The sequence below is a fragment of the Vreelandella salicampi genome (genome assembly GCF_013415105.1).
Classification (GTDB): domain Bacteria; phylum Pseudomonadota; class Gammaproteobacteria; order Pseudomonadales; family Halomonadaceae; genus Vreelandella; species Vreelandella salicampi.
Map to the genome: position 1 here is coordinate 1 of NZ_JACCDF010000045.1, position 1,130 is coordinate 1,130.

A 1,130-nucleotide genomic window follows, 5' to 3' on the forward strand; every position below is an offset into this window, starting at 1 on the left:
ACAGTTTCACCCATGGCGAGTGGTCCTCTTGAATCGTGTTCTGCCAGGAACATATTGATTCTACAAGAGAAAACCGCTCGCCATCTTCGTTTTTAAGTCGGCCTCATGAATAAGCCGGGATAATTCTTTTCATTGTACGAGTTGACGGAGGTGAGGTTTGGGCTACCATAAAAGATGCATTATATAGGAATCTTAATGGCGGATAGTAGTTGGCCCGTAACTCAGAGCAACGTAGGAGATATTCATGCTGGATTTTCATCGAGTATTTTGGCCACTAGGCAAGACTGCAGGCGCTTTGACTTTGGCCATTACAATGGCAATAAGCAGCACCGTTGCAACAGCAGACAAGCACGAAGCTGAAGCGACAGATTCCACTGATACTTGGTTGCCTAGCCTGATTACGGAAACACCACAGGAAGGTTTTGCCCTGGCTATCACGTTGTCCCAGAAAGGGGTAGCCACTACTCAGCCGGATGCCGAAGTTCGTAAGGAACAGCGACCCGAATATGCCCAAGACCCAGATAGCTTGATTGCGGTATCCCACGTGATTGCCACCCATTTTCAAACCGTTGCTGCAGCTAATGACTATTGGCGTGAATGATATATAGCCACTCATGCTGATAGAACTTGTGCTGCATCTGTTAAACGATAGGGCCAAGAAGAGATGCCTTAATGATCAAAGTACGACTTTACCGCTATAATCCAGAAGAAGACTCAGTACCGTGGCTCGAAACGCTGGAAGTTGAGGAGCGTTTTCGTAAGGCTATGGTGCTTGACGTTCTTGAGTATTTAAAAAAACAAGATGCCACCTTGGTTTATCGACGCTCTTGCCGAGAGGGGGTATGTGGATCCGACGGCATGAATATCAACGGCAAAAATGGCTTGGCCTGCATCACGCCGGTTGAGGAGGTGCTAGATAACGCGAATACTTTGACGCTGCGTCCATTGCCGGGAATGCCGGTAATCCGTGACTTGGCTGTCGACTTGGGGCTCTTCTTCAGGCAGTTTGAAAAAATGGCTCTTCGTCGTTTCATGTGGATTTGGCCTGATCAAGCATGCGCCCGACTGGGCTACCGATCAGGTAGATCATGGCGATGAAGTTGGCCTCGTTCCGGTAGCCGCGTGCACGT

At 48.8% G+C, this 1,130-nt stretch carries 1 protein-coding gene and 1 pseudogene; both read left to right on the forward strand.

What is annotated here, in order from left to right; genetic code table 11:
* The first annotated feature begins 244 nt into the window (after positions 1-244).
* Positions 245-601, forward strand: coding sequence for a hexameric tyrosine-coordinated heme protein (locus HZS81_RS17930; protein ID WP_206679575.1), 357 nt, complete (start codon positions 245-247; stop codon positions 599-601).
* Between the two features lie 74 nt (positions 602-675).
* A pseudogene (locus HZS81_RS17935) lies at positions 676-1,017 on the forward strand (2Fe-2S iron-sulfur cluster-binding protein); the annotation flags it as partial.
* Positions 1,018-1,130: the final 113 nt, after the last annotated feature.